The 21,151-nt window shown below is 61.0% G+C and carries 21 protein-coding genes and 1 pseudogene; 2 read left to right on the forward strand and 20 right to left on the reverse strand.

All coding sequences use genetic code 11. The annotated features are described in order from the left end of the window. Positions 1-38: 38 nt before the first annotated feature. Together BSF40_RS25860 and BSF40_RS25865 are read right to left on the reverse strand one after the other, a co-directional pair. A complete protein-coding gene (locus BSF40_RS25860; protein WP_007977136.1) occupies positions 39-788 on the reverse strand; it encodes a TerC family protein in 750 nt (249 codons plus the stop codon). A gap of 29 nt (positions 789-817) precedes the next feature. Then, positions 818-1,060 carry a hypothetical protein gene (locus BSF40_RS25865; protein ID WP_095967388.1) on the reverse strand — a complete coding sequence of 81 codons (243 nt, stop codon included), beginning with the start codon at positions 1,058-1,060 and terminating at the stop codon, positions 818-820. A gap of 159 nt (positions 1,061-1,219) precedes the next feature. Between BSF40_RS25865 and nhaR the strand changes: the two genes are divergently transcribed. After that, positions 1,220-2,119: a transcriptional activator NhaR gene (gene nhaR / locus BSF40_RS25870; RefSeq protein WP_095967389.1), complete on the forward strand. Its 900-nt coding sequence runs from the start codon at positions 1,220-1,222 to the stop codon at positions 2,117-2,119. On the opposite strand, the gene BSF40_RS25875 is transcribed toward nhaR, so the two are convergent. Further along, positions 2,106-3,269, reverse strand: coding sequence for an MFS transporter (locus tag BSF40_RS25875; RefSeq protein WP_095967390.1), 1,164 nt, complete (start codon positions 3,267-3,269; stop codon positions 2,106-2,108). The two genes, nhaR and BSF40_RS25875, sit on opposite strands and share 14 nt — an antisense overlap. A gap of 317 nt (positions 3,270-3,586) precedes the next feature. On the opposite strand from BSF40_RS25875, the gene sstT reads away from it, so the two are divergent. After that, positions 3,587-4,819 carry a serine/threonine transporter SstT gene (gene sstT / locus BSF40_RS25880; protein WP_095967391.1) on the forward strand — a complete coding sequence of 411 codons (1,233 nt, stop codon included), beginning with the start codon at positions 3,587-3,589 and terminating at the stop codon, positions 4,817-4,819. Positions 4,820-5,008: 189 nt separating this feature from the next. Here the strand turns inward: sstT and BSF40_RS25885 are convergent, their stop codons facing one another. The 17 genes and pseudogenes from BSF40_RS25885 to BSF40_RS25970 form a co-directional block, all read right to left on the reverse strand. After that, the gene (locus BSF40_RS25885; protein WP_095967392.1) at positions 5,009-5,518 is read right to left on the reverse strand and encodes a DUF1993 family protein; all 510 of its coding nucleotides are present in this window, start codon (positions 5,516-5,518) and stop codon (positions 5,009-5,011) included. Between the two features lie 200 nt (positions 5,519-5,718). After that, positions 5,719-6,594 carry an SDR family oxidoreductase gene (locus tag BSF40_RS25890; RefSeq protein ID WP_095967393.1) on the reverse strand — a complete coding sequence of 292 codons (876 nt, stop codon included), beginning with the start codon at positions 6,592-6,594 and terminating at the stop codon, positions 5,719-5,721. A 161-nt stretch (positions 6,595-6,755) separates the two neighbouring features. Then, positions 6,756-7,904 carry an acetyl-CoA C-acetyltransferase gene (locus BSF40_RS25895; protein ID WP_095967394.1) on the reverse strand — a complete coding sequence of 383 codons (1,149 nt, stop codon included), beginning with the start codon at positions 7,902-7,904 and terminating at the stop codon, positions 6,756-6,758. A 161-nt stretch (positions 7,905-8,065) separates the two neighbouring features. Then, the gene (locus BSF40_RS25900) at positions 8,066-9,121 is read right to left on the reverse strand and encodes an acyl-CoA dehydrogenase family protein (RefSeq protein WP_095967395.1); all 1,056 of its coding nucleotides are present in this window, start codon (positions 9,119-9,121) and stop codon (positions 8,066-8,068) included. A gap of 10 nt (positions 9,122-9,131) precedes the next feature. Beyond that, a complete protein-coding gene (locus BSF40_RS25905) occupies positions 9,132-10,298 on the reverse strand; it encodes an acyl-CoA dehydrogenase family protein (RefSeq protein ID WP_015094286.1) in 1,167 nt (388 codons plus the stop codon). Positions 10,299-10,308: 10 nt separating this feature from the next. Further along, complete coding sequence (locus BSF40_RS25910; RefSeq protein ID WP_095967396.1) at positions 10,309-11,064, reverse strand: enoyl-CoA hydratase family protein; 756 nt, start codon at positions 11,062-11,064, stop codon at positions 10,309-10,311. Between the two features lie 29 nt (positions 11,065-11,093). Next, on the reverse strand, positions 11,094-12,161 hold the full coding sequence (locus BSF40_RS25915; protein WP_095967397.1) for a nitronate monooxygenase family protein: 1,068 nt from the start codon (positions 12,159-12,161) through the stop codon (positions 11,094-11,096). A gap of 2 nt (positions 12,162-12,163) precedes the next feature. Further along, entirely contained in the window at positions 12,164-13,036 is an 873-nt protein-coding gene (locus BSF40_RS25920) for an enoyl-CoA hydratase (protein WP_095967398.1), read from the reverse strand. A 25-nt stretch (positions 13,037-13,061) separates the two neighbouring features. Continuing rightward, positions 13,062-13,850, reverse strand: a complete 789-nt coding sequence (locus tag BSF40_RS25925) for a CoA-transferase subunit beta (protein WP_095967399.1) — start codon at positions 13,848-13,850, stop codon at positions 13,062-13,064. Between the two features lie 12 nt (positions 13,851-13,862). After that, positions 13,863-14,744 carry a CoA transferase subunit A gene (locus BSF40_RS25930; protein ID WP_095967400.1) on the reverse strand — a complete coding sequence of 294 codons (882 nt, stop codon included), beginning with the start codon at positions 14,742-14,744 and terminating at the stop codon, positions 13,863-13,865. A gap of 11 nt (positions 14,745-14,755) precedes the next feature. After that, complete coding sequence (locus BSF40_RS25935; protein ID WP_095967401.1) at positions 14,756-15,646, reverse strand: VOC family protein; 891 nt, start codon at positions 15,644-15,646, stop codon at positions 14,756-14,758. Positions 15,647-15,909: 263 nt separating this feature from the next. Then, entirely contained in the window at positions 15,910-16,203 is a 294-nt protein-coding gene (locus tag BSF40_RS25940) for a DUF6124 family protein (RefSeq protein WP_095967402.1), read from the reverse strand. A gap of 581 nt (positions 16,204-16,784) precedes the next feature. Next, on the reverse strand, positions 16,785-17,219 hold the full coding sequence (locus BSF40_RS25945; RefSeq protein WP_095967403.1) for a hypothetical protein: 435 nt from the start codon (positions 17,217-17,219) through the stop codon (positions 16,785-16,787). A gap of 119 nt (positions 17,220-17,338) precedes the next feature. Then, positions 17,339-17,839 carry a DUF4822 domain-containing protein gene (locus BSF40_RS25950; protein ID WP_095967404.1) on the reverse strand — a complete coding sequence of 167 codons (501 nt, stop codon included), beginning with the start codon at positions 17,837-17,839 and terminating at the stop codon, positions 17,339-17,341. A gap of 320 nt (positions 17,840-18,159) precedes the next feature. Next, a pseudogene (locus tag BSF40_RS25955) lies at positions 18,160-18,348 on the reverse strand (DUF6124 family protein); the annotation flags it as partial. Positions 18,349-18,692: 344 nt separating this feature from the next. After that, the gene (locus BSF40_RS25965) at positions 18,693-19,814 is read right to left on the reverse strand and encodes an LLM class flavin-dependent oxidoreductase (RefSeq protein WP_095967405.1); all 1,122 of its coding nucleotides are present in this window, start codon (positions 19,812-19,814) and stop codon (positions 18,693-18,695) included. A gap of 124 nt (positions 19,815-19,938) precedes the next feature. Continuing rightward, on the reverse strand, positions 19,939-21,123 hold the full coding sequence (locus tag BSF40_RS25970) for a flavin-dependent monooxygenase (protein WP_095967406.1): 1,185 nt from the start codon (positions 21,121-21,123) through the stop codon (positions 19,939-19,941). Between the last annotated feature and the right edge of the window lie 28 nt (positions 21,124-21,151).

Below are 21,151 nucleotides of genomic sequence, written 5' to 3' on the forward strand. Positions count from 1 at the left end.
CGCCTGGGTTCAGGCGGCCGTTTGGCTTTCATCTACCGTCAAGCGTCAGCGTTTACCTGCTTCTGCCGGGCCCGGCGGGACATCATGTTCAACACCTCGATCGAAGCCGAGAACGCCATGGCCGCATAGACGTAGCCTTTCGGTACATGGGCGCCGAAGCCTTCGGCGATCAGCGTCATGCCGATCATGATCAGGAAGCCCAGGGCCAGCATCACCACCGTCGGGTTGTCGTTGATGAACTTGGCCAACGGATCAGCGGCAAACAACATCACCAGCACCGACACCACCACCGCGATGATCATGATCGGCAAATGCTCGGTCATGCCGACAGCGGTAATGATGCTGTCGATGGAAAACACCATGTCCAGCATCAGGATCTGGCCGATCGCCGCAGCAAAGCCCAGGGTCACGGTGGATGTCTTGGACGTCGGATCATCCGGCGCCGGGTCCATGCTGTGATGGATCTCGGTGGTCGCCTTCCACAACAGGAACAGGCCACCGGCGATCAGGATCATGTCTTTCCAGGAAAACGCGTGGCCGAGAATCTCGATCACCGGAGCGGTCAACTGGACGATGAACGCGATGGTGCTCAGCAGACCCAATCGCAGGATCAGCGCCATGCCGATACCAATGCGCCGCGCCTTCTGCCTGTGTTGCTCGGGCAGCTTGTTGGTCAGGATCGAAATGAAGATCAGGTTATCGATGCCGAGCACGATTTCCATCACCACCAGGGTGGCCAGGGCAACCCAGGCAGTGGGGCTGGCGGCAAGTTGTAAAAGGTAGTCCATGGGTCAGTCCTGACTCGTTGTAATACGGTTTAGATTTCCTGGGAGGAAGATTCGGTTTTTTCCGATTCTTTTTCCGATGATTCTTTTTTGCTGATCAACCCACTGGTGGCATCGTTGAGTGCCTGTTCGGCAGCCTTGTGGGTATCGTCAATCGCCTGTTTGGCGCTTTCGGCGGCCTTGCCCATCAACTGTTGAGCGCTTTTCTCGGCCTGGTCGCAACCGGCCAATACCAGTAAAGATGTGATCAACAGCGCCGTGGCTTTAATTTTCATGATGCTTCCCTCGATAGAACGAACGGGACCGAAACGATGGCCCGTTGATAGCGATGCATTCTAGGGAAGCAAACACTTCAGGAAAATTCGTATTTTTGCGGTATATACTTCGATTTTTACGAACCCATACTTCCTCGCTTTTATGTAGGGACCGTACCTATGTTGAATTATCGACAACTGCATTATTTTTGGGTGGTGGCCAAGACCGGCAGCATCGTGCGCGCCTGCGAACAACTGAACCTCACGCCGCAAACCATCAGCGGGCAGATTTCATTGCTGGAACAGACCTTTGGCATCGAGTTGTTTCGGCGCGTCGGACGGCAACTCGAATTGACCGAGGCCGGTCGCCAGGCACTGCCCTACGCCGAACAAATGTTTCAGCTGGGCGGCGAACTGGAACTGATGCTGCGGGCACAACCCAACGAGCAGCAGATTCTGTTTCGTGTCGGGGTGGCCGACGTGGTGCCCAAGTCCATCGTCTATCGCCTGATTGCACCGACCATGGAACTGAGCGAACCGCTGCGCATCACCTGCCGCGAAGACAAGCTTGAACGTTTGTTGGCCGACCTGGCGATCCAGCGCCTGGACCTGGTGATCTCCGACAGCCCGATGCCGTCGCACTTGGACATCAAGGGCTACAGCCAGAAACTGGGTGAGTGCGGGATCAGCTTCTTCGCCACCCCAGAGCTGGCGGCCCGTTACGGTCAGGACTTTCCGCGCAACCTGCACGGTGCGCCGTTGCTGATTCCAGGTCCGGAAACCGTAGTGCGCAGCCGTTTGCAGCGCTGGTTCGCCGAGCAGCAGATCCAGCCGCAGATTGTCGGCGAGTTCGACGATAGCGCCCTGATGCAGGCCTTCGGCCAATCCGGCAGCGGGATCTTCATTGGCCCGAGCGTGATTGCCGATGAAGTGCGACGCCAGTATGGCGTGCAAGTGATCGGCCAGACCGATGCGGTGAGCGAGTCGTTCTATGCCATCTCAGTAGAGCGCAAGGTCAAGCACCCCGGCATTGTCGCCATTACCGAAGGTGCCCGACGCGAGCTGTTTACAGCGCTGTAACCGCTTCGCGCGGCTTGAACGTCATCAGGGCGATGGCCAGCAGGATCGAAGCCAGAATGAACGCGGCGGCGGCAAAACCAAGGCCTTGCAGGCCGACGCTGTCGATCACCCGGCCACCGATCATCGCGCCCAGGCCGATACCGAGGTTGGCCCCGGCGATGTTCAGCGACGCGGCAAATGCCGGCGCTTCGGGCGCGGCTTTCATCAGGCGCACATGGCTGACCAGGAACAACGCCGCCTGAGTCACGCCCCAGATGCCCATCGCCGCCGCCAGACCGAGCGGCGAATGGATGTTCGGCACCAGCGCCACCAGGCCGGCAATCATGAATGCGCAGAACATCATCGACGCCATCAGCGGATGCCGATCCACCGCACGGCCGCCCAGGGAGTTGCCGATCAACCCGACCGCGCCGAAGCCCATCAGGCACCAGCCGACCAGGGTGCCGTTGAAGCCGGCCAGACGCTCGAGGATGTCGGCCAGATAGGTATAGGCCGTGAACATGCCGCTGAACACGATCACAGACAGCAACACATGACCGAGCATCAGCGGGCTGCGCAGTATCTTGAACTGCGACACAAAGCTCACCTGATGCTGGTGCAGGTGGGTCCTGGGCAGATAGATAAACAGCAGCAGCGCCTTGGCAAAGGCGATGACCGCCAGAATCGCAAAGGCACTGCGCCAGCCGAACGCATCGCAAATCAGCGTGCCCACCGGAATGCCGAACACCGTGGCGCAGACAATGCCGAAGCCGATCTTGGCGATGGCGCGACCGGCGTAATCCGGCCCGACGATGTCCACCGCCGTTTCGCTGGCCAGCGCCCAGAACACCGGTAACCCCAGCGCCGGGATCAACCGGGCAAACGCCATCACCCAGATGTTCGGCGCCAGTGCCGCCAGCGTATTGGCCAGGCCAAACAGGATCAGCACCGAGATGAACAGCTTGCGTCGCTCGAAGCGAGCGAAATAAGCCGTGAGGAACGGCCCGAACGCGGCCACGGTGAACGCGAACAAGGTCACCAGCAAACCGGCCTGCGGGATGCTGACCTCCAGGTCCCTGGCGATCGCCGGCAACAGGCCAACGATGATGAATTCCGTGGTCAGCACCGTGAAACCGGCGGCAGACAACAGAAGAATGGGCAACAACCGCATGCACAACTCCAGAAAAACGAAAACACCAGCGATAGCCCGAAGGCCCACTGGCAGACATGAAAATGAGGATGGCGAATCTTAACAGAGTGTTTTCGGATGCGGTTGCACGAACCTGCAATTCGCGTTGAAGACCAGGGCGGCAGTTCGTCACAGGCCTGAAGGATCGTACCTGCGCTGTGATAAAGTCCGCGCCCTGAAAAACGTACACCCTGTGTTCATCGGTCATTTTGTCGTCGATGTCACGATCCTCTTCGGTTTCCAGCGGGCTGCATGCGCGGTGAAACCTCGCACTAATAAAAAATCAGAGATGCTGCTTTATGACTGCTTCATCCCCCTCTCTATTGCACCGCCTTAAACGCTTGAGCCTGGTTACACAAATTGTGATCGGCCTGATCGCCGGTATTGCCCTGGCGCTGATTGCCCCCGATGTGGCGAAATCCACGGCGTTCATCGGCAAAGTGTTTGTCTCGGCACTGAAAGCCGTCGCGCCGATTCTGGTGTTCGTGCTGGTCATGGCGTCGATTGCCAACCACAAGCACGGCCAGGAAACCCACATCCGCCCGATTCTGTTCCTGTATCTGCTGGGCACTTTCGCCGCCGCCGTGGTCGCGGTGGTTGCCAGCATGACGTTCCCGTCCAGCCTGGTGCTGTCGACCCAGGACGTCGCGGTCACAGCGCCAGGCGGGATTGGCGAAGTGCTGCAAAGCCTGTTGCTGAGCGTGGTCGACAATCCGGTCAGTGCGCTGATGAACGCCAATTTCATCGGCATCCTGGCGTGGGCCATCGGCATGGGCATTGCCATCCGCCACGCCGGAAACACCACTCGCGAAGTGCTGGGCGATCTGTCCAATGGCGTGACCGTGATCGTGCGTCTGGTAATCCGCTTTGCCCCGCTGGGCATCTTCGGCCTGGTGGCCTCGACCCTCGCCACCTCTGGCTTCGGCGCCCTGATCGGCTACGCGCACCTGCTGGTCGTACTGCTGGGCTGCATGCTGTTCGTGGCACTGGTGATGAACCCGCTCATCGTATTCTGGAAACTGCGCCGCAACCCATACCCGCTGGTGCTGACCTGCCTGCGCGAAAGCGGCATCACCGCATTCTTCACCCGCAGTTCGGCGGCGAACATTCCGGTCAACCTGGAATTGAGCAAGCGCCTGGGCCTGCACGAAGACACCTACTCGGTATCGATCCCGCTGGGCGCCACCATCAACATGGCGGGTGCTGCGATCACCATCACCGTGCTGACCCTGGCGGCCGTGCACACCCTGGGCATCACCGTGGACATTCCCACCGCGATCCTGCTGAGCGTGGTCGCGGCGATCTGCGCCTGCGGCGCTTCGGGTGTGGCCGGCGGTTCGCTGTTGCTGATTCCGCTGGCGTGCAGCCTGTTCGGCATCCCGAGCGAAATCGCCATGCAGGTGGTGGCAGTCGGTTTCATCATCGGCGTGTTGCAGGACTCGGCGGAAACCGCGCTGAACTCCTCCACCGATGTGCTGTTTACCGCGGCGGCTTGCCTGGGTGAAGAGCAGAAAGCCGAGCGTCTGGCCTGACCCCACCGCCCCATGTGGGAGCGGGCTTGCTCGCGAAGGCGGCATGGCAGGCAACATCAATTTTGAATGTGCCGGCCTCTTCGCGAGCAAGCCCGCTCCCACAGGATTTGTGGTGTAGCTGAAGAATGCGTGCACATGAAAAAGCCCCCGCAACCTGAGGTTGCGGGGGCTTTTTTGTACCTGGGCGGTTTAGAACGCGCCCATGTAGTCGCGCTTGCCCACTTCCACGCCGTTGTGGCGCAGCAGTGCATAAGTGGTGGTGACGTGGAAGAAGAACTGCGGCAGGCCGTAGGTCAGCAGATAGGACTGGCCGCTGAAGCGCTTCTCTTTAGGTGTGCCCGGACGGGTGACGATCTCGATGCCTTCCTTGCCGTTGATCTGCGCAGGCGTGAACTCGCCGATGTAAGCCAGAACTTTGCTCAGCAGCGCTTGCAGTTCGGCGAAAGTGGTTTCGGTGTCGTCGTACTTCGGCACTTCAACTTCAGCCAGACGGGAAGAAACGCCCTTGGCGAAATCAACGGCGATCTGTACCTGGCGCACCAGCGGGAACATGTCCGGGAACAGGCGCGCTTGCAGGAAGGCGTTAGGGTCGATGTTTTTTTCGGCGGCGTGCACCTCGGCCTTTTTCAGTACATCGCTCAGGGCGTTGAGCATTTGCTGGAAAACAGGCACGGAAGCGTCGTACAGGGAAATGGTCATGGCAGGTCTCGTGTGGAGGAACGTGGGTCATGTGCATCTGTAGGAGCGAGCTTGCTCGCGATGGACGTTAACGAAAACGCGTCCTGTCTGGATGAACGCGTTGCACCTGAGTCCATCGCGAGCAGGCTCGCTCCTACAGGGGATCGGCTTTGGATCGTGGGCCGATTATAGCCATGCCGCCCTCCAGAGACCGGTCTTTTTCAGCTGCCGTACACTTTGGCCGCCGGGACCGCTTGCGTCAGCAGTTGCGCGACGGCATCGCCCATCTCGCCAACCGCCCAGCGGCCCTGGCGATCCAGTTGCGGGCCACGGCGCCAGCCATCGGCGATCGACAACTTGCCGCCCTCGACTTCAAACATCTGTCCGGTCACCTCGGCGGACGCCTCGGAACCCAGCCACACCACCAGCGGTGCGACGTTTTCCGGGGCGAAGTAATCGAAGCCCGCTTCAGGCTTTTTCATGGTGTCGGCGAACACCTGCTCGGTCATCCCGGTCCGCGCGGCCGGCGCCAGGGCGTTGGCGGTGATCCCGTAACGACGCAGCTCAGCCGCCTGCACCAGCGTCAGCGAGGCAATACCGCCCTTGGCCGCCGCATAATTGGACTGTCCAATGGAACCCTGCAAACCGGCGCCGGAACTGGTGTTGATGATCCGCGCATCGACCTTGGCGCCGCCCTTGGCCTGCTCACGCCAGTACTTCACGGCGTGGCTGGAAATGCAGAAGTGGCCCTTGAGGTGCACGGCCACCACGGCGTCCCAGTCGGATTCGCCGAGGCTGGCGAACATGCGGTCGCGGCAGATGCCGGCGTTGTTGACCACCACGTTCAGGTCGCCAAAGGTTTCGATGGCCTGGCGCACGATCAGCCCTGCCGAATCGTAGCGGGTGATGTCGTCGCTGTTGGCCACGGCACTGCCGCCCTGGCCGAGGATGTCGCCGACCACGGCCAGGGCTGCTTCGCGGTTGATGTCGTTGACCACCACCTTCGCGCCTTCGGCGGCGAAGGCCATCGCGTAGGCGCGGCCCAGACCACCGCCGGCACCGGTGATGATCACGACGCGGTTTTCACAGATTTTCATGTTCTAAATCCTTCAAATTCATCACTACTCGCCACAATTCCCTGTAGGAGCGAGCCTGCTCGCGATGGTCGTTAACGAATACGTGGGGTATCTGAATCACCGCGTCGTTCTTGAGTCCATCGCGAGCAGGCTCGCTCCTACAGGATCGGTGTGATTCCTGATTACAAACGTTCGATGATGGTCACATTGGCCTGCCCACCGCCTTCGCACATGGTCTGCATACCGAAGCGTCCGCCGCTGCGCTCCAGCTCATGCAGCAGGCTGCACATCAAACGGGTGCCGGTGGCGCCCAACGGATGGCCGAGGGCAATCGCGCCGCCGTTGACGTTGGTCTGTTCGTGCGGATAGCCGGTCTCTTTCAGCCAGGCCATGGCCACCGACGCGAAAGCCTCGTTGATCTCCACCCGGTCGATGTCTTGCAGTTTCATCCCCGCACGCTTGAGCGCATAAGCCGTGGCCGGGATCGGCGCGGTGAGCATCCAGATCGGGTCTTCGGCGCGCACGCTCAGGTGATGGATGCGTGCCCGTGGCGTCAGGCCGTAACGCTTGAGCGCCGCCTCCGAGACGATCAGCATCGCACTGGCCGCGTCACAGGTCTGGCTCGACACTGCCGCGGTGACCCGGTCACAGCCGAACAGGAACTCCAGCTCGGCCATTTTTTCCAGGCTGGTCTGGCGCGGGGTTTCGTCATGCAGCACACCGGCCAACGGCACGATCTCGCGATTGAAGCGGCCTTGCTCGATGGCCTGCAAGGCCCGTCGATGGGACTCCAGCGAATAGGCTTCGAGCTGCGCCCGGGACAGGTCCCACTTTTCGGCGATCATCTGCGCTGAACGGAACTGCGTCGGTGGTTGCGCGCCGTAGCGCCGTACCCAGCCTTCGGAACCGCTGAACGGATCGGTGAAGCCCAAAGGCTCGGCAGCGATCATCGCCGAGGAAATCGGGATCTGGGTCATGGTCTGCACGCCACCGGCGATGACCACGTCCTGGGTGCCGCTCATCACCGCCTGGGCGGCGAAGTGCACCGCTTGCTGGGACGAACCGCACTGGCGATCGATGGTGGTGCCCGGCACCGATTGCGACAGGCCGGCCGCCAGCCAACTGGTGCGGGCGATGTCACCGGCCAGCGGGCCGATGGTGTCGACACAGCCGAAGATCACGTCGTCGTAATCCTCGTCGGGAATGTCATTGCGCTCGACCAGTGCGCGCAAAACATGCGCACCCAGGTCGGCGGCGTGGATCTGGCTCAGACCACCCTTGCGCCGCCCGGTAGGCGTGCGCAGGGCGTCGACGATATAGGCTTCAGGCATGGTCTACCTCGGTGAAGAAATTAAAATCAGGCGCCGATAACCTGTGGGAGCGGGCTTGCTCGCGAATGCGTCAGTTCAGTCGACAAAAATGTTGAATGTGCTGCCGCCTTCGCGAGCAAGCTCGCTCCCACAGGAGGGGGGGCGTCACCCTTACTGACGGGTTAAAACGTACTGCCCGCACCCAGCGCGTGTTGTCCGTCGAACAGCGCCGTGCGAATCCGTCCTTTGTGACGGCCGCGATCGCCCCAGACCTTGTCCAGCGCCCAGGCGCGTTTCATGAACAGATGCAGGTCGACTTCCCAGGTGTAACCCATGGCGCCGTGGGCCTGGATGGTGTTCTTCGCCGCGAGCATGGCCGCTTCCGCCGTTGCCAGCTTGGCGTGGGACACCAGCACGTCCTGCCCCGGTTGCTGCTCGGCCAGCGCATGAGCGGCGCGGTACAGCGGGCCTTTGGCGAACTCGATCTGCACCGCGACGTTGGCCATCAAATGCTTGACCGCCTGGAACGAGCCGACCGGCTTGCCGAACTGCTTGCGCTCGAAGGTGTAGTCCACCGCCAGGTCGACCATGCGTTTGGCCAGCCCGAGCAATTGCGCGGCGCTGGCGAGGGCGCCACGGTTGAAGGCGGCCGCCCACAAGCGCCGGCCTTGTTCGCCGCTGGCTACGCAAGTAGCGGGAGTCGGCGTCCATTCGACCTGGAACAGTTGACGGCTCGGGTCGACCGACTCGTTGCGGGTCAGGCCCACGGCATCGCGCTCCAGTGCATGCACTTCATCGCCATGGGCCAGCAACAGCAGATCGGCAACATGGGCATCGCTGACCAGCGGGTTCCCCGGTTCGGAAACGGCCAGTCGTGCACTGCCCTCGGCGACCCGCGCCAACCAGTATTGCTTGAGCGCCGCGTGTTGCTCATCGAGGGCGGCGAGCATCGGCACGCCCACCAGCATGGTGTCCACCAGCGGTTCGGGCAGACCGGCGTAACCGCACTCCTGGGCAATCAGCACGAAATCCAATTCATTCATGCCCATGCCGTCCTGCGCCTCGGGCACGGTCAGCGCGGTCAGGCCCAGCTCCACCAGTTGGGCCCAGAGTCGCTCACTGCGCCCGCTGTCGCTCTGCCACAGTTCGCGAATGCGCTCCGGGGTGACTTCGTTGATCAGGAAGCTGCGGACGTTGTCCTGAAACAGCAGTTGGTCGCGGCTGAAACTAAAGTCCATGGTCTATTCCTCAGGCACGCGGCATGCCGAGCATGCGTTCGGCAATGATGTTGCGCTGGATCTCGTTGGTGCCGGCGTAGATCGGCCCGGCCTGGGCAAACAGGAAACCGTCCAGCCAATGGCCGACGTCACCGGCGGCCGGGGCTTGGGGCAGCAGCTCGCCACGCAGACCAAGAATGCTCATGGCGGTGTCGTGCATGCGCTGGTCGAGTTCGGACCAGAAGATCTTGTTGGTCGAAGACTCCGGCCCGATCTTGCCGCCCTGCACCAGTTGCGAGGCGGTCATGTAGGTGCTCAGGGTGTAGGCCTCGGCATCGAGCCAGGCGCGCATCACCGCCTCACCGATGGCCGGGTCGCGGTCGGCCTGCTCGCGGTTGGCCAGGTACAGTTGCACCAGACGCTTGGCGGTTTCCTGGAAACGCGCCGGTGAGCGCAGCAACAAACCGCGCTCGAAACCGGCGGTGGACATCGCCACGTGCCAGCCCATGCCTTCGCCGCCGAGGGCGTTTTCCACCGGCACCTTGACGTCGTCGAAGAAGATCTCGGCAAATCCCGGCAAGCCGTTGAGCTGCGGAATCGGGCGCACGGTGATGCCCGGCGTATTCAACGGCAGCAGGATGAAGGTCAGGCCGTGATGGCGCTGGGACTGTGGATCGGTACGGAAAATACCGAACACCCAATCGGCCCACACCGCGCGGGTCGACCAGGTCTTCTGGCCATTGATCACATAGTGGTCACCCACCCGCTCCGCCTTGGAGCGGATCGCCGCCATGTCGGAACCGGCACCCGGCTCGGACCAGGCCTGGGCCCAGATGTCTTCGCCGGTGGCCATGCGCGGCAGAAACCGAGCCTTTTGTTCTTCGCTGCCGTACTCCATCAGGGTCGGGCCGAGCAGGAAAATACCGTTCTGGTTGACCCGTGCCGGTGCCCCGGAACGGTAGTATTCCTCCTCGAAAATCAGCCACTCGATCAGGTCGCAGCCGCGCCCGCCGAGTTCGGTCGGCCAGGTGACCATGCCCCAACGGCCTTCGTTGAGCTTGGCTTCCCAGGCGCGGTGCTCGGCAAAGCCCTGTTCGGTGTCGAACGATTGCAGCGGTTCACTCGGTACATTGGCCGCCAGCCAGGTTCGCGCCTCAACGCGAAAGGCCTGCTGGGCCGGGGTATAGGTCAGGTCCATGGATATGCCTTCAGCCGTTGAATCGGGCATCGCGTTTCTCGACGAACGAGTCGCGTGCTTCCTGAGAGTCCAGTGAGCGGTAGGCTTCGAGGGTGAAGCCCTGCTCCCAGCGGTATTTGTCTTCCAGATTGCCGTCTTCGATGCCGGTCAGCGCTTCCTTGGCCAGGCTGATCATGCCCGGGCTCTTGGCGGCGATGGTGCGGGCGATCTGCAACGCGGCTTCGCGCAAGTCTTCGCGCTTGACCACCTGCTCCACCGCGCCCAGGCGGTAAGCTTCGGCGGCGTCGATCGGCTCGCCGGTGAAGTACATGTGGCGGACCTTCTGCACCGGGAACAGGCGCTGCAAATGCGCGCCGCCACCCATGGCCCCGCGATCCACTTCCGGCACGCCGAAGGTGGCGCACTCGGACGCGACAATGATGTCGGCAGCGCCGCAGATGCCGATGCCGCCGCCCAGCACGAAGCCGTGCACGGCGACGATCACCGGTTTCGGGTTGCGGTGAATGGCCTTGAAGCTGTCGTAGTTGCCTTTGTTCACCGCAACGATCAGGTTGCCGTCGGCCGCCAGTTCCTTGATATCGACCCCGGCACAGAAGCCGCGACCTTCGGCGCGAATCACGATCACCCGCACGTCGTTGTTGCGGCCCAGGCCCTCGATCTCGCTGGCGATATCAGCCCAGCCCTGGTTGTTGAAGGCGTTGACCGGTGGCCGGTTGAACACCAGTTCGGCAATGCCGTGTTCGATGCTGACGCTAAATGGTTTCATGGTTTCCTTCCTTCACAATGCATGGCCCCTTACGACACACGGCAGCACAGTTCGCCCAGGCGCGCTTCGGCGTCGCGGACGATCTGTTCAATCAATTGGGCGCAGCTGGGCAAGCTGTCGATGGATGCGGCGATCTGTCCGGCAGGCAACACGCCCGCGGCCGGTTGCCCGTCGACCATGGCTTTCTGGATCACCATCGGCGCGTTGGCGGCCATGATGCTTTGCGCGGCGGTCAGCTCTCCGGCACCGCGCATCTTCAGGGCACTGCCGAGCAGTTGCGTCAGGCTCGTGCCGGTGTGGCGGCGGTAGGCCAGACCACTCTGCAAGGCCAGCAACAGGCGCTTGAGACCGCCGCTGTTTTCCAGTTGGTTGAGCAATTCGTTGCGGATCATCCGTTGCGGCATGCCGTCGATGGCGCGGCTGATGATGATCGCCGCCGGGTCTTTCACTGCCAGGTAACGCGCCAGGGTCGCCTGGGGCACCGGGCTGTCGGCACACATCAAAAAACGTGTGCCCATGGCGATGCCTTCGGCACCGTAGGCCAATGCAGAAACCAGGCCCTTGCCGTCCTTGAAACCGCCGGCCGCCACCACCGGCACCGAGACCGCATTCACCACTTGATCAAGCAGCATCAAGGTCGGCACGGAACCGGTGTGCCCACCGCCCTCGCCGCCCTGTACGGTCACCGCATCGGCGCCCATTTCCACGGCCTTCTGCGCATGCTTGAGCGCGCCGACCGTGGGAATGCACACCACCCCGGCATCTTTCAGGCGGCTGATCATTTGCTTGCCCGGCGAACGGCTGTAGCTGACCGCCCGGACTTTGTGGCGCAGTACCAAATCGACGATCTCGCCGGCATTGGCCTGGTACATGTGGAAATTCACCCCGAACGGCTGGTCGGTCAGACGCCGGGTTTCAAGAATCGCCGCTTCCATCTGCTGCGGTTCGATGGTCGCCCCGGCGAGAAAACCGAAACCACCGGCATTGCCCGTGGCCGCCACCAGTTTCGGATCGGCGACCCAGCCCATGGCGGTCTGGATGATCGGGTAGCGGCAACCGAGCAGTTCGGTCAGGCGGGTATTCAACGAGATCGCCATGCTCACGCCTCGCCCGTTTTGCGCTGGGAACTGGCCATGGCCTTGGCGTCGTAGCCGCCGAGGCGGTCGCCGGACACCAGTTCGTTGTGGGCGTGGGCGAAGTGATGCAGGCCGAACACCATGTCCATGGTCGCGCGCTTGCCCATCAGGTCTTCGGCGTTGTTCACCGCTTGCTTGCTCAATTGCAGGCCCAGGCGCGGCATCTGGGCGATGCGCCCGGCGATGTCGAGGGTCTGTTGTTCCAGCTCGTCGCGCGGTACCACCCGATTGAGCATGCCCATCTGATAGGCGCGCGGTGCCGGCATGCGCTCGCCGAGGAACAGGAATTCCTTGGCAATACGCGGGTTCAATTCATGCACGTGGGCGAAATACTCGACCCCGGGAATGCCCATGCGCACCACCGGATCGGCGAAGTACGAATCCTCGCTGGCGACGATCAGGTCACACACCCAGGCCAGCATCAGTCCGCCGGCAATGCACGCGCCCTGGACCATGGCGATGGTCGGCTTGGGCATCTCGCGCCAACGCCGGCACATGCCCAGATAGACTTCCTGCTCGCGGGCATAGAGAAACTCGCCGCCCGGTTTGTTCACATGGTCGTACCACAGGCTGGCGCGATCGAAGCTCTTGTCGACGTCGCGGCCGGGGGTGCCGATGTCATGCCCGGCGGAGAAATGCTTGCCGGCGCCGCGCAACACGATGACCTTCACTTCATCGTCATCGCAGGCCCGGCGAAACGCCGCGTCCAGCGCATAAGTCATCTGCGAGTTCTGTGCGTTGTGGTACTCGGGGCGGTTCATGGTGACGATTGCCACCGCGTCGCGCACTTCGTACAGGACCACCTCGGCCTCGTTCTTGTCGTTATGTTCAGCCATCACTTGTCTCCGAAAACGCGGGCGCTCAGCGCTGGCCTGGCGGGTTGTCTTTAAGCTGCAGGGCGCGCAGGTTGTGCGGGTCCAGACGCTGGATCAGTTGCAATTGCTCGGTGGTCGGGGCTGCGGTGGTCGGGCAGTCGTCCGGCACGTGCAACTCGAAGCCGGTGTTGTCCTGGACCTGCGCCGCCGTCACGCCGGGGTGCAGCGAACGGATGCGCATCTGCCGTTGCGGGCCCTGGAAATCCAGGACGCAGAGGTCGGTGATGATCAGGCGAATGTCGATGTCGTCCAGCTTCCAGCCCCGCGCCAGGCGGGCCGGGTTGTAGCCGACCGAGGCGACCATATCGACCTCGCCTTCGACGAACACCCGACGGTTGTGGCTTGGCACGCAAAACGAGTTGGCGTGGCTGATCGAGTTGCCGGGGAAACCGCGCACACCGAGCATCTGCGCCTTGGGTTTGGCGTAGTCGCCGATGCAGGAAATGTTCGCCTGGCCAAAGCGGTCGATCTGGGTCGGGCCGACCAGTGCGTGGCGCTTGCCGCCCCAGACGTTGTCGAAAATCCGCGAGAAACCCATCCAGCTGTCACGCTTGGGCTCGTAGCCCTTGCGTGCGCCCAAAGGCACCGGTTCGGCGACCATGTAGGCTTCGGAGTCGGTCATCAGCAGTTGCGGGTTGCTGCTGAGCATGGCCAAGGATGCCGCCAGGCGCGGGATCACGCCGATGCCGGTGGCCAACACTTCGCCGTCTTCGCGCCAGGCTTCGGAGGCTGCGCAAACCATCAGTTCGGCGAGGCTGTAAGTGGTAGTGCTCATCGGAAGGCTCCCTTAGAAAATCGGCAACGGCAGTTCACGGATCGCAGCCAGGCCGCCAACCTTGTCCAGGTACTGTTCGTGGGTGCAGTCGACGTAGTCGCGCACGTACCCTTCCCAGCCATCGGCCGCCTGCACGGTGGCGTTGTAGGCCTTGAAGTGCGCGACGTCGAAACCGTACAGCGGCGCGCAGGACGACGGATGCGCACCGCCCGGCACGTGGGCTACAGCTGTGGTCAGGTTGCGTTCCCAGAACACTTGATGGGCATGGGCGCTGTCCTGATGGAAGTAGTCGCTGTCGACCAGTTCATCGCAGGTCACGTAGCTGTGGGTTGCGGCACGCACGAACAGGTCGTCCATGTAATGATCCGGGCCGCTGATCTGGCACACGCCACGTTTGTCGGCACGGTCGACATGCACCAGCGCCGCGTCGAGCTTGAGCGCTGGCATCGCCACCCAGTCCTTGCCATCGGCGTAGGGCGAGGCGATCAACTTGATCTGGCGGTTGTGGCGCAGCACATCGGTGCCCAGGCCCACGGCGGTCGGAATGAACGGCACATTCATCGCCGCCGCCCGCAGGCCGAGCAGCAGCATGCCTTCGTCGATTTCCATCACCTCCAGCGCCGCTTCCTGGCGCGCCTTGCGGAAGTAAGGCTCCAGCGGAATGAAATCCAGGGAGACGAAGGCGAACACCAGTTTCCTGATCTTGCCGGCGGCGCAGAGCATGCCGACATCGGCGCCACCGTAGGCGACCACAGTCAGGTCCTTGAGGTCCGAGCGCAGAATCTCGCGCACCAGCGCCATCGGCTTGCGACGCGGACCCCAGCCACCGATACCGATGGTCATGCCATCACGCAGTTGGCCGACGATCTCGGCGGTGGTCATTTGCTTGTCCATCGTCATGTTCCTCATTGGCGACCGACACTGAAGTCGTGGCCCCAGTGGCTGACCACGGTGCTTTCGAACGGCGTGTGGCGGTCCCAGTCGACCACCAGGCCGTCGCAGCCGTACTCCAGGTCAAACCCGGACGGGGTCTTGATATAGAAAGAAATCATCTGGTCGTTGGTGTGCTGGCCGAGGGTGGCCGACAGCTTCACGCCGTTGGCGTGGACGCGGTCCAGGGCACGGCCGACTTCGTCCAGCGCGTTGACCTCAACCATCATGTGCACGCAGCCGTGGGGCATCGGGCACTCGAAAATCGCCAGCGAGTGGTGACGGCCGTTGTTGCAGTGCAGGAAGTGGATGCGCTTTTGCGGCTCGGCCGGGTCCGGGGTGAAGCGGACTTTCATCAGGTCCGACAGGCCAAAACCCATCACCTGTTCGTAGAAGTCGCGGCAGCGTTCGAAGGCGGGCGCCGGCAGCACCACGTGGCCCATGCCGAGGTCGTTGGTGACAAAACCTTTAACGCCCAACGGCGAAACGAAGCGAGCAAAGTCCTGCAGCGGGCCCCAGAAAATTTCGTGGCGATTGCCATCCGGATCACTGAAGTGCACCAGGTCCTGAACCTTGCGCAGCTCGGCCTCGGCCGCTGTGCCACGGGTCACTTGCACGTCGGCCTGTTGCAGCTCGCTGACCGCCTGCTCCAGCGCCGCCTTGCCGGCCACTTCCCAGCCGCAGGCACCGAAGCCGTTCTCGGCATTTTTCTGCACCAGCACGCGGTAATGACGCTCGTCCATTTTCAGGTACAAAAGCTCATCGTCGCCGCTGACCATCATGCCCAACACCTGGCTTGCGTAATGACGCCATTGCGCCAGGTCGCTGGATAACAGGGTGACGTAACCCAGACCGCGGATATCCATGGATGCACTCCTCGTTTTACTCAGGCCGTGCCGCCCTTCGGCGACTGCCGGGGGAGACTTTATGTAGGGCCTATTCAAACGGGTTCGGGCAGGGGCAACATCGTCCAATGGGACTAGCGGAAATGATGGCTGGGGCATCAAAAATAACTTGTGGGAGCGAGCCTGCTCGCGAAGGCGGAGTGTCAGGCAACAACAATGTTGTATGTGCCGGCCTCTTCGCGAGCAGGCTCGCTCCCACAGTTTTCACATTTGCAGATCAGTAGCTATTCAGGTGGGTCTAGCCGATCCAGTGCACGGTTCACCGACAGCTCGCCGAGCATGATGATCTGGGCGATGCCCAGCAGGGTGTGGCGGCTTGGGCCCTCGGTATGGTCCGCCAGATCGAGTGTCATGACATTCGCCGAGGCCAGCGATTGGCAGGCATCGCCCAGCAGGGTTTGGGCATCGAGTTCGGGATTGACGGTGTACATGGTGCTGGGTTTGCGCGGCATGGCGCGGATGTCGGCGAGTGAGGGGATGCGTTCGGTTTCGGGGGGATTAGGTGAAGGTTTGACCATGATTCAGTCTCCAGAAATTGGAGCCGTCACCCAATTGCGACCAAACAAGGGGGTGGCAGCTGTACGCAGGTTAGTCGACCGGGGAGACACGAAACCGGCGCGCCCGAGAGCGCCCTGCGCACAGCTACCATCAAGTGCAGACATGAAATGACCTGACTTTTTGGAATGCATGCACGCTTCGTGTAACCACAGGCGACTAAACCCGATCACTGATGGGCAGTGACACGAATCAAGTTACCGAGGGGGTCCAAGGCGCACAAGCCGGCGGATTCTGGCGTACCTGTAGGCAACGACGCAAGGCGCTGTAGCTTTCAAGAAGTGATTCCGACAGGCATTAAACACCCCTCACAAACACCCTGTAGGAGCTGCCGCAGGCTGCGATCTTTTGGCGGAGTTGGAGTGGCTGAAGATCAAGATCAAAAGATCGCAGCCTGCGGCAGCTCCTACAGAGGTGTGGTGACTGTGGGATGAGTGCAGGCATAAAAAAACGGGCCGGAAATGGCCCGTTTGAGGAAAGTGCAATTGTGTTCGCAGCCGAGGAAAATCCTACGCGCTCAAGACGCTGCGCACTGGCGTTGTGGTTACTGGGTAGATTTGGCTTCTCGCACTTTCTTTTGCTCTGCCAGGGCTATTTCCTTGAAATCATAGGTCGGAAAGAACTCTGTCCGGTAACTGCCCCACGCGGTGTTTTCGAGTGCGAGGTTGACCGCTGCGAGACGCGAGGCAGGCAGGCGTAAAACGATGACCTGTCCTATCCCCATGGTTATATTCCAGCTGACAACCTCCACCCCGGTCGGAGGGAACACCTTGTAAAACTCCTGTTTGGCGAGTTGCTCTTTCAACTCCCCCAATGGGCGCGATTGATCGTGCTTCAGGAAAACAGTCAACATGAGTGCATTATCTGGCGTGGCGATAGCGTCTTTTGCCGCCGAAGGCGTTGTCGGCTGTGCATGGGCGCCAGCCGAGTATATTCCGGCCAGTAGTAGCGTAGACATCAATAGCGTTCTGAATTTCATACTCATGTTGCACCTTTTATTTTTGGGTTTTTATGGATGCCACTTCAGAGTGGCGTCATTTAACGCGGACGCCTTGAAGTATCGAAATAACTACTTAATAAATGACTGCCGAAAGCCTTTTAGTGCGACATCGAGGTCTTTAAAGGTCCTCTGTAGGGCGCATGGACCACATAGATCCGGACAGGCGCATTGGTATCTACCATGTCGCGAGGCACCTCTCGTGAGTAGGTGAATTCTTCGTCATTTAACTTTTCCAGTCTTCTGACCACCGTTCTGACCGTTCCTTTATCAGGCACCAGGATATGCGTTGTTTTGTCACCGGTGACAAGGAAGTAACCGCCGCCGCCATTGTCATACTTTGATTGCCCGGTATCGGTATAAAAAAATTCATAGCGATTACGGCCGGGATCCCACATGGATATCCCAACAACACCCGGATATTTTTCCTTGACGTCTACTTCCGGGGCTCCCTCTATATAAACCTTGGTTGTCAACCATTGAGGAGATGTGGCCAATGCCTGAATATCAGTCTTATCCTCCATCTGCTTTCCATGGCTGACCAGTGGACTGAGTAATCCAGCGAGGAGCAGGCCTGCAAACATTGTGTTGTATTTTCGCATGGAATAATTCCTTGCCGAGTTTAGTGGTGACGCTTGTTTGTTGTTTTTTCTCTCGTGAAAAAATAATCACTGCGAGCAGCTGATGAAATATAGGAGCGATATCAGTCACTCACAATGCCAGATATATATTTGCAACAATTGCAGCAGTAATGACCTTCAATAAAGCCGAACAAAATAATGAGCGTTTGAACATCTTCGTCAATACCCGGAAATCCCTGTAGGAATTATCGCTGGTCGCGATTTTCTGATCTTGATCTTCTCGGAGTCGATGGAAAATAGAGATCAAAAGATCGCAAACCGCGGCAGTTCCTGGCGTTGCGTTATACCGGTGGTGAGATTTGGTCCAGTACCTGGTTCGCCGTGATCTCCGCCAGCATCACACTGTTTGAAATACCCAGCAAAACATTGCGTGAACTGCCCTCCAGATGGTCGACCAGGTAATGGACCATGACATCGACCGAGGCCAGCGTCTCGACCAAATACACCACCAGGGTTTCGGTCGTGGCCAGTGACGCGAACTTGCGCAAAAACCTGTAGGAGCGAGCTTGCTCGCGATGGTCGCCAACGATAACGCTGAAAGCCTGACACCCCGTGGCGTTTTCCGGTTTATCGCGAGCAGGCTCGCTCCTACAAGGGGTATGCGGTGTTCAATCTTATTCGGCAGGCATAAAAAAACGGGCCTTGGGGGCCCGTTGGAAAGGTGACCTGGCGTCCGTGCCTGGCCTGAAATGCGGTCAAACTGTGGGAGCGGGCTTGCTCGCGAAGGCGGTGTGTCAGGCAGCATAAATATTGAATGTGCCGGCCTCTTCGCGAGCAAGCCCGCTCCCACAGGGGTTGTGGGGTTTGACCCGCATCAACCCTTGCGGAAGTGCGGAATCACCTTCTCGCCAATGTTCTTCAGCGTCTCGAGTTGCGCCCACTGCGGCACGGTGCCCATCTGGCAGATGAACAGGATTTCGTCGGCGCCGGCGTCGATCAGGCGCTGCACGTAGCCGATGCAATCCTCGACGGTGCCGTAGGCGTGGTTCGGGTTCATCATGGCCATGGTCGGGTCGGAGAAGTCGACGCTGACTTCTTCGGAGGCGAAGCGCGACTTGATCACGCTCTGGCCGTTGCCGTCGACGAAGGTGTCGTCCTTCCACTTCTGCGGATCCGGGCGCTCGCCACCGCCGTACCAGTAGCCCAGGGATTCCATGAAGTAACGCTGGCCACGGATACCGATGCGGCGCGCTTCTTCGTTGTCGTCCAGCACGATGGCCGGGCACAGCGCGGCGATGTGGCGGTTAGGACGGAAGCCCACTTGCTTCTTCTCATCGCGGTTGTCGTAGGCCGTGTGATACACCTCGACCTTCTTGGCGATTTCTTCCGGGCCACCGAAGCCCAGTACCAGCGCGCCCATGCCACGACCGCCGGCATTTTTCAGCGACTCGGTGTTGGTGCACGCCAGGTACATCGGCGGGTGCGGATCCTGATACGGTTTTGGATGGATCGGGCGCTTGGGGATCTGCACGAAGTCGCCGTTGTGCTCGATCTCGTCCTGCACGAACATTTTCGGGATCAGGTACATCATCTCGTCGATCTGCGGCTGCAAGGTCGCCAGGTCGTAGCCGAAGGTGCCGGCTTCCTGCTGGGTGCCGCCCTTGCCGACGCCGAAGTGCACACGGCCCTTGGACAGCAGGTCGAGGGTGGCGATGCGCTCGGCGACCTTCACCGGGTGGTTCATCGCCGGAGGCAGGCAGACCACGCCGTGGCCGATGCCGATGCGCTCGGTTTTACCGGCCACGAAAGCCAGCATGGTTTCCGGCGCGGACATGTGCGAGTAGTTGCTCAGCGCGGTGTGCTCTACGCACCAGAAGGTGTCGAAGCCAAGCTTGTCGGCGAGCACAGCCTGCTCGACGGTGTCTTCGAAAATCTTGCGGTCGCCTTCGCGGCTGGAGTCCACCGTCTGGGCTTCGTAAATCAGGGAAAATTTCATGGTTGATCCTTGTGCTTATTTGGATGCGCAGTCGGCGCCGTAGACCTTCGCCTTACCGTCAATGGTCGTGCATCGACGGGGCGCTCGAATCACGCAAACGGACTAGCCGATTTGTAGGGAAGCGTCAGAGGAAAAAGTCGCTGCTTTCCTGCCCCATGCTCACGCCGCCAAGGTTCCAGGCGTACTTGGCCGGGCTGTTGGCGACGTGGGCGCGACCGGTGTGAATGTCGCGGAAGGCACGGTTGATCGCGTGACTGCGGAAGATCGTCGAAGCACCGCTGTTGAACATCAGGTCGCCAACGGCCTTGGCGCACTTGTCGGCCACCAGCGCCGAGTCGTAACGCATCTTCACCCGCTCGGGCATGCTCAACGGCTCACCCTTTTGCGCGCGCTCCAGCATCAAGGCAAAGTTGCGATGCAGCACGGTCTTGCACTCGTCGACGCAGACCATGGCATTGGCCAGCGACGACTGCGCGGCCGGGTCCTGGACCATCTTGCGACCGTCATTGACCCCGACCCGGGCGCGGTTGTGCTCGACAAACTGATCCACCGCGCCTTGCAGGGCACCGATGGCGGACGACGACACCGCTCGCACGAAAATCTGCCCGAACGGCAGGCGGAATAGGGGCGCGGTGTTGACCGCATTGCCCGGACTGTTCTGCATGAAACCGTCGAGCGCACGATGGGTGCGATACTCGGGAACGAAGGCGTTTTCCACCAGAATGTCGTGGGAGCCGGTGGCTTCCAGGCCCATGACGTTCCAGTTGTCGAGAATCTGGTAGTCGCTGCGCGGCACCAGGAACGTCCGATAATCCGGCGCACCGCCCGCCTCTTCCGGCGGCACCAGCGCACCGAGAAACGCCCAGTCGCAGTGCTTGCTGCCGGAAGAAAAGCCCCAGCGGCCGCTCAACTTGAAACCACCGTCGACCCGCTCGACCTTGCCCACCGGCATGTACGAAGACGAGATCAGCACGCTGGAATCGCTACCCCAGACATCCTGCGCCGCGCGGTCGTCGAACAACGCCAGCTGCCAGTTGTGGATCGCCACCACCCCCAGCACCCACGCCGAGGACATGCAGCCCTCGGCCAGGGTCATCTGCACGTCGAAGAAATCCTTGGGCTCCAGCTCATAGCCTTCCCAACGGGACGGTTGCAGGATGCGAAAGAACCCGGCGTCGTGGAAATCCTTCAGGGTTTCTTCAGGCAACTGCCCGGCTTGCGCGGCATTCAGGGCGCGTTCACGCAGGATCGGCACCAACTCACGGGCACGTTGGCTCAGACGCTGGCGAATCAGGTCTTGGTTGAGCATTTTTATTGTTCTCCTTTGTTCACCCCAT

Origin of the sequence: Pseudomonas sp. ACN5 (assembly GCF_002303975.1) — a bacterium.
GTDB lineage: Bacteria > Pseudomonadota > Gammaproteobacteria > Pseudomonadales > Pseudomonadaceae > Aquipseudomonas > Aquipseudomonas laurylsulfatiphila.

What these genes read in the sequence shown, in the direction of transcription:
- BSF40_RS25860 (WP_007977136.1), bottom strand. Translation starts at nt 788, where the DNA reads ATGGACTACCTTTTACAACTTGCCGCCAGCCCCACTGCCTGGGTTGCC.
- BSF40_RS25865 (WP_095967388.1), bottom strand. Translation starts at nt 1,060, where the DNA reads ATGAAAATTAAAGCCACGGCGCTGTTGATCACATCTTTACTGGTATTG.
- nhaR (WP_095967389.1), top strand. Translation starts at nt 1,220, where the DNA reads ATGTTGAATTATCGACAACTGCATTATTTTTGGGTGGTGGCCAAGACC.
- BSF40_RS25875 (WP_095967390.1), bottom strand. Translation starts at nt 3,269, where the DNA reads ATGCGGTTGTTGCCCATTCTTCTGTTGTCTGCCGCCGGTTTCACGGTG.
- sstT (WP_095967391.1), top strand. Translation starts at nt 3,587, where the DNA reads ATGACTGCTTCATCCCCCTCTCTATTGCACCGCCTTAAACGCTTGAGC.
- BSF40_RS25885 (WP_095967392.1), bottom strand. Translation starts at nt 5,518, where the DNA reads ATGACCATTTCCCTGTACGACGCTTCCGTGCCTGTTTTCCAGCAAATG.
- BSF40_RS25890 (WP_095967393.1), bottom strand. Translation starts at nt 6,594, where the DNA reads ATGAAAATCTGTGAAAACCGCGTCGTGATCATCACCGGTGCCGGCGGT.
- BSF40_RS25895 (WP_095967394.1), bottom strand. Translation starts at nt 7,904, where the DNA reads ATGCCTGAAGCCTATATCGTCGACGCCCTGCGCACGCCTACCGGGCGG.
- BSF40_RS25900 (WP_095967395.1), bottom strand. Translation starts at nt 9,121, where the DNA reads ATGGACTTTAGTTTCAGCCGCGACCAACTGCTGTTTCAGGACAACGTC.
- BSF40_RS25905 (WP_015094286.1), bottom strand. Translation starts at nt 10,298, where the DNA reads ATGGACCTGACCTATACCCCGGCCCAGCAGGCCTTTCGCGTTGAGGCG.
- BSF40_RS25910 (WP_095967396.1), bottom strand. Translation starts at nt 11,064, where the DNA reads ATGAAACCATTTAGCGTCAGCATCGAACACGGCATTGCCGAACTGGTG.
- BSF40_RS25915 (WP_095967397.1), bottom strand. Translation starts at nt 12,161, where the DNA reads ATGGCGATCTCGTTGAATACCCGCCTGACCGAACTGCTCGGTTGCCGC.
- BSF40_RS25920 (WP_095967398.1), bottom strand. Translation starts at nt 13,036, where the DNA reads ATGGCTGAACATAACGACAAGAACGAGGCCGAGGTGGTCCTGTACGAA.
- BSF40_RS25925 (WP_095967399.1), bottom strand. Translation starts at nt 13,850, where the DNA reads ATGAGCACTACCACTTACAGCCTCGCCGAACTGATGGTTTGCGCAGCC.
- BSF40_RS25930 (WP_095967400.1), bottom strand. Translation starts at nt 14,744, where the DNA reads ATGGACAAGCAAATGACCACCGCCGAGATCGTCGGCCAACTGCGTGAT.
- BSF40_RS25935 (WP_095967401.1), bottom strand. Translation starts at nt 15,646, where the DNA reads ATGGATATCCGCGGTCTGGGTTACGTCACCCTGTTATCCAGCGACCTG.
- BSF40_RS25940 (WP_095967402.1), bottom strand. Translation starts at nt 16,203, where the DNA reads ATGGTCAAACCTTCACCTAATCCCCCCGAAACCGAACGCATCCCCTCA.
- BSF40_RS25945 (WP_095967403.1), bottom strand. Translation starts at nt 17,219, where the DNA reads ATGAAATTCAGAACGCTATTGATGTCTACGCTACTACTGGCCGGAATA.
- BSF40_RS25950 (WP_095967404.1), bottom strand. Translation starts at nt 17,839, where the DNA reads ATGCGAAAATACAACACAATGTTTGCAGGCCTGCTCCTCGCTGGATTA.
- BSF40_RS25965 (WP_095967405.1), bottom strand. Translation starts at nt 19,814, where the DNA reads ATGAAATTTTCCCTGATTTACGAAGCCCAGACGGTGGACTCCAGCCGC.
- BSF40_RS25970 (WP_095967406.1), bottom strand. Translation starts at nt 21,123, where the DNA reads ATGCTCAACCAAGACCTGATTCGCCAGCGTCTGAGCCAACGTGCCCGT.